Origin of the sequence: Actinoplanes sp. NPDC051633 (assembly GCF_040681735.1) — a bacterium.
Lineage (GTDB): Bacteria > Actinomycetota > Actinomycetes > Mycobacteriales > Micromonosporaceae > Actinoplanes.
Genome location: NZ_JBFAZH010000653.1, coordinates 1 through 4,525, shown reverse-complemented (window position 1 = coordinate 4,525; position 4,525 = coordinate 1). Strand labels below are relative to the sequence as shown.

The following is a 4,525-nucleotide window of genomic DNA, read 5'->3' as shown; positions in this document are numbered from 1 at the left end:
CGACCGCCGCCGGCTGGTGACCCAGCTGCTGCCGCTGGTGCTGGTGCTCGCGCTGCTCGGCGGGGCGGGCTGGCTGTCGTACCGCAGCTCGCACGACAGCTATCGGGTGACGGTGACGACGCTGTCGGCCGCGCCGCCCGGTGACGTGACCGCGGCCGGCACGCGGCAGCTCGAGGTGACGGCGTCCGGGCTGGTCGCGGCGGACGGGCCGTACACGGTGACGGTGACCGGGCCGGCCGGCACGCGTACCCAGGAATTGACCATCCCCGCGGGGCGCGGCAACTGGGTCGCCGACCTCACCATCGCGGCCGAGAGCCGGACCACCATCGGCCTCTACCGGGCGAGCGACATCACCCCCTATCGGACGGTCCTCATCGCCGCCGCCGGGTAGCTGCGGAGTAAGTTGGTCACCCTCAACGCGACTGGCGGCACCGAGGATGGCGACCACCATCGGGGAGCGGCGTCGCGGGTGCCGTCCGCCTGGGTGCCCGCGGCTGCATGGGAGACGGCATGACTGACACCCCCCGCCCGCATGTTGCCCGGCGCCCCGGTGGCCGAGGAGGTCCTCGCCGACGTCGCCCGGCGCGCGGCGGCGCTGCGGGAGCGCGGCGTCGAGCCGGCCCTGGCGACGATCCTGGTCGGCGACGACTCGGCCAGCGCCGGGTACATCCGGATCAAGCAGAAGCAGGCCGCCGAGCTCGGCTTCGTCTCGCCGCACGAGCACCTGCCGGCCTCCGCCACGCAGGAGGATCTGCACCGGGTGATCGCCCGCTTCAACGACGACCCGACGGTGCACGGGCTGCTGATCCAGTACCCGATCCCCGGCCACCTCGACTACGACGCGGCGCTGCTGACCGTCGACCCCGACATGGACGTCGACGGCATGCACCCGCTCAACCTGGGCCGGCTCTCCAGCGGCCTGCCGGGCCCGGTCCCGTGCACCCCGGCCGGGATCGAGGCGCTCCTGGCGCACTACGAGATCCCGGTCGCCGGGCACGAGGTGGTGATCCTGGGCCGCGGCGCGACCATCGGCCGCCCGCTCGCGATGCTGCTCGCGCAGAAGAGGCCGACCGCGAACGCCGCGGTGACCGTCGTGCACACCGGCGTGCCGGACTGGGCGCGCTACACCCGCCGGGCCGACATCCTGGTCGCGGCGGCCGGGGTGCCCGGCATCATCCAGCCGGAGCACGTCCGGCCGGGCGCGACGGTGATCGGCGCGGGCGTGCGGTACGAGGGCCGCAAGCTGCTACCGGACGTCGACGAGTCGGTGGCCGAGGTGGCCGGCGCGATCACCCCGCGCGTGGGCGGCGTCGGCCCGACGACGGTGGCGATGCTCTTCCGCAACGCCGTCGACGCCGCGGAACGTGCCACTGCCTCTTGACCGGATCGTTCCGCTTCGGGCCCGGAAGGTGCCTGTACCGGGCCCGGGGCGGTGACCAGACTGTGCGTATGACGAAGGCACTGCTGGTGATCGACATTCAGGAAAGCTTCCGCGCCCGGCCGAGTTGGGCGGACGTCTCCAACCCGGACGTCGCGACCGATGCGAGCCGGCTGGTGGACGCGGCACGGGCGGCCGGTGACCAGGTGATCTGGGTGCTGCACGCCGAGCCGGGCAGCGACACCGTGTTCGACCCCGCGTCCGGGCACGTCCGTCTGATGGACGAGCTCGAGCCGGCCGACGGCGAGCCGGTGCTGACCAAGACCTCCCGCAACGCGTTCACCACGACCAACCTGCAGCAGCGGCTGACCGAATCGGGCGTCCGCGAGCTGGTGATCTGCGGGATCCAGACCGAGCAGTGCTGCGAGACCACCGCGCGGCTGGCCGCGGACCTGGGGTACGACGTCACCTTCGTCACCGACGCGACGGCGACCTTCCCGATCCCGCACCGCGACGACCCGGCCCGGTCACTGTCCACCGCGGACATCGTCGAGCGCACCGAATACGCGCTGGCCGGCCGCTTCGCCACGATCGCATCGGTGGCGTCGCTCACGCGCGCATGACAAACGTCGTCTTCCTGCTGACGCCCGGCCTGCACCTGCTCGACCTGGCCGGGCCGGCGCAGGTCTTCGGAACGGCCGGCTACGACCTGCACTACGTGGCCGAGCGCGCGGACGTGCGTACCCATCAGGGTTTGATCGTCACGGCCTCGACCATCCTCCCGCCAACCTGTCCCGACGATCTGGTCGTGATCCCGGGCTGGAAGGCGCCGCTGTCGTCGGGCGAGTTCTCATCCGGCTGGCTGGACTTCATCCGCGCGCATCACGCGGCCGGCGGCACGGTGGTCAGCGTGTGCGCCGGGGCGGACGCGTTGGGCCGGGCGGGCCTGCTCGACGGCCGGCGCTGCACCACCCATCACGAGCTGCAGGATTCGCTCGCCCGGCGGCACCCCCGCGCGGTCGTGGTGCCCGACGTGCTGTTCGTGACCGACGACCGGGTGCTGACGTCGGCCGGCATCGCCAGCGGCATCGACCTGTCGCTGCACGTGATCGCGATGCGGCACGGCCCGGCGGCGGCCGCGCGGATCGCCCGGTCGATGGTCGTCTACGCCCGGCGCAACGGCGACGAACCGCAGGCGAGCGCGATGCTGCGGCACCGGGCCCACCTCAACGACGCGGTGCACCGGGTGCAGGACCGGATCGACGCCCACTTCGCCGAACCGCTGCCCCTGCCCGGGCTGGCCGCCACCGCGGGCGTCAGCGAGCGCACGCTGACCCGCCTCTTCGAGAGTGCGGCCGGCTGCTCACCGCTGCGCTACCAGCAGGCGCTGCGGCTGGAACGCGCCGAACACCTGATCGGGCACGGCTCGACGGTGGAGGCGGCGGCGCGCGCGGTCGGCTTCGGCGACGCCCGCATGCTGCGCCGCCTCCGCGCCCGGGCTTAGGGCACGTCCTGGGCGTCGGTCGAGGAGGCGGCCCGGGTCGCGTGCAACGACGCCAGCAGCTGCAGCCGGTCGGCGTCGGCGCTGCCCGGCCGTGCCGTGAAGACCAGCATGACCGGGCCGGGACTGCCCGGCAGCGGGTACGTGTCCCAGTCCAGCACGATGTCCCCGACTTCCGGAACCCGGAACGTCTTGGTGCCGCTGACCGACCCGCGTACGTCGTGCCGGGCCCACAGCCGCCGGAACTCGGCGCTGCGGATGCTCAGCTCACCGACGATCGCGGTGGCGCGCGGATGGGTGGGGTCGGTGGCGACGGCCGCGCGCATCATCCCGATGTAGTCCAGCGCCTGCCGCTCCCAGTCCGGGCAGGTCCGCTCGCCGGTCAGCGTGTCGTCGAACATGAGCAGGAGCATGTTGAGCCGGCCGGGCGGGTGGTCGCCCGGGTCACCGAGCAGCGCCTCCGCCGCCGGGTTCCAGTCGAGCAGGTCCAGGTGCCTGCCGAGCACGACCGCCGGGGTGCCCATGACCCGCAGCAGCCGGCGGGTGCTCTCCGGCACCCGTTCCGGGCCGTGGTCCACCCGGCCGGGCACCGGCCGGCGCGCGGCCCGCGCCAGCGTGAACAGGTGCCGGCGTTCCTCGTCGTCCAGGGCGAGTGCGCCGGCCAGCGCGTCCAGGACATCGTCGGACGGGCGTACCTCCCGGCCCTGTTCCATCCGCTGGTAGTAGTCGGTGCTCAGCCCGGCCAGCAGGGCCAACTCCTCGCGCCGCAGCCCGGTGACCTTGCGCCGGCCGCCCGGCTCCAGGCCGACGTCGTGCGGGTGCAGCCGGCCGCGCCGGGCGCGCAGGAACTCACCGAGCTCACGAGCGTACGGGTGCGGGTTGCTCATGCGGCAAGTGTGCCGCTGCCCGGGCGGGCGAAGGTAGGTCCGGCAGACCCGGGCAACCGGGAACGACCCAGCCGGTGGCGATCGCTCCTAGCGTCGGTGGCGCAGCGCATCGACGAACCAAGGAGAAGCAGATGACCGGATGGACCGCCGACCGCATCCCCGGCCAACGCGGCCGGGTCGCCGTCGTGACCGGCGCGAACTCGGGCCTCGGCCTGGTCACGGCCACCGAGCTGGCCCGCCACGGCGCCCACGTCGTGCTCGCCGTCCGCAACACCACCGCCGGCGCCGAGGCCGCTCGCCGGATCGGCGGCGACGTCGAGGTCCGCGAGCTGGACCTGGCCTCTCTGGCCTCCGTGCGGGTCTTCGCGGCGAAGCTGGCCGCCGACCATCCGGCGATCGACCTGCTGGTCAACAACGCCGGGGTGGTGCTGCTGGGCCCGCGACGCACCTCCGCCGACGGCTTCGAGCTGCAGTTCGCCACCAACATGCTGGGCCACTTCGCGCTGACCGGCCTGCTGCTCGGCAACCTCGCCGAGGCCGCCGAGGCCCGGGTGGTCAGCCTCAGCTCGATCACCCACCGGACCGCGCACCTGGACTTCGACGACCTGATGTCCGAGCGTCGCTACCGGGCATCGGCCGCCTACGGGCGGTCGAAGCTCGCCACCACGATCTTCGGCGTCGAGCTTGACCGCCGGCTGCGCGCCGCCGGATCGCCGATCGTCAGCGCGCTGGCCCACCCCGGTCTCACCCGCACCAATC

Annotated in this window: 6 protein-coding genes; 5 read left to right on the top strand and 1 reads right to left on the bottom strand. The window is 73.6% G+C overall.

All coding sequences use genetic code 11. The annotated features are described in order from the left end of the window. The 4 genes from AB0M20_RS28925 to AB0M20_RS28910 all read left to right on the top strand — a co-directional run. The coding region (locus AB0M20_RS28925) for a hypothetical protein (RefSeq protein ID WP_364303474.1) at window positions 1-391 on the top strand (391 nt) is incomplete at its 5' end. A 141-nt stretch (window positions 392-532) separates the two neighbouring features. Then, entirely contained in the window at window positions 533-1,381 is an 849-nt protein-coding gene (locus tag AB0M20_RS28920) for a bifunctional 5,10-methylenetetrahydrofolate dehydrogenase/5,10-methenyltetrahydrofolate cyclohydrolase (RefSeq protein WP_364303472.1), read from the top strand. 68 nt (window positions 1,382-1,449) lie between these two features. Then, window positions 1,450-2,001, top strand: a complete 552-nt coding sequence (locus AB0M20_RS28915) for a cysteine hydrolase family protein (protein WP_364303471.1) — start codon at window positions 1,450-1,452, stop codon at window positions 1,999-2,001. Next, a complete protein-coding gene (locus tag AB0M20_RS28910) occupies window positions 1,998-2,882 on the top strand; it encodes a DJ-1/PfpI family protein (protein WP_364303470.1) in 885 nt (294 codons plus the stop codon). Before AB0M20_RS28915 ends, AB0M20_RS28910 begins: the two co-directional genes overlap by 4 nt. On the opposite strand, the gene AB0M20_RS28905 is transcribed toward AB0M20_RS28910, so the two are convergent. Further along, window positions 2,879-3,766, bottom strand: a complete 888-nt coding sequence (locus AB0M20_RS28905; RefSeq protein WP_364303469.1) for a helix-turn-helix transcriptional regulator — start codon at window positions 3,764-3,766, stop codon at window positions 2,879-2,881. The genes AB0M20_RS28910 and AB0M20_RS28905 overlap by 4 nt on opposite strands. 131 nt (window positions 3,767-3,897) lie before the next feature. Here AB0M20_RS28905 and AB0M20_RS28900 point away from each other — a divergent pair. Next, on the top strand, window positions 3,898-4,525 hold a 628-nt coding region (locus tag AB0M20_RS28900), incomplete at its 3' end, for an SDR family NAD(P)-dependent oxidoreductase (RefSeq protein ID WP_364303468.1).

Coding starts and splice junctions, on each gene's coding strand:
- AB0M20_RS28920 (WP_364303472.1), top strand. CDS start 533: ATGTTGCCCGGCGCCCCGGTGGCCGAGGAGGTCCTCGCCGACGTCGCC.
- AB0M20_RS28905 (WP_364303469.1), bottom strand. CDS start 3,766: ATGAGCAACCCGCACCCGTACGCTCGTGAGCTCGGTGAGTTCCTGCGC.
- AB0M20_RS28910 (WP_364303470.1), top strand. CDS start 1,998: ATGACAAACGTCGTCTTCCTGCTGACGCCCGGCCTGCACCTGCTCGAC.
- AB0M20_RS28915 (WP_364303471.1), top strand. CDS start 1,450: ATGACGAAGGCACTGCTGGTGATCGACATTCAGGAAAGCTTCCGCGCC.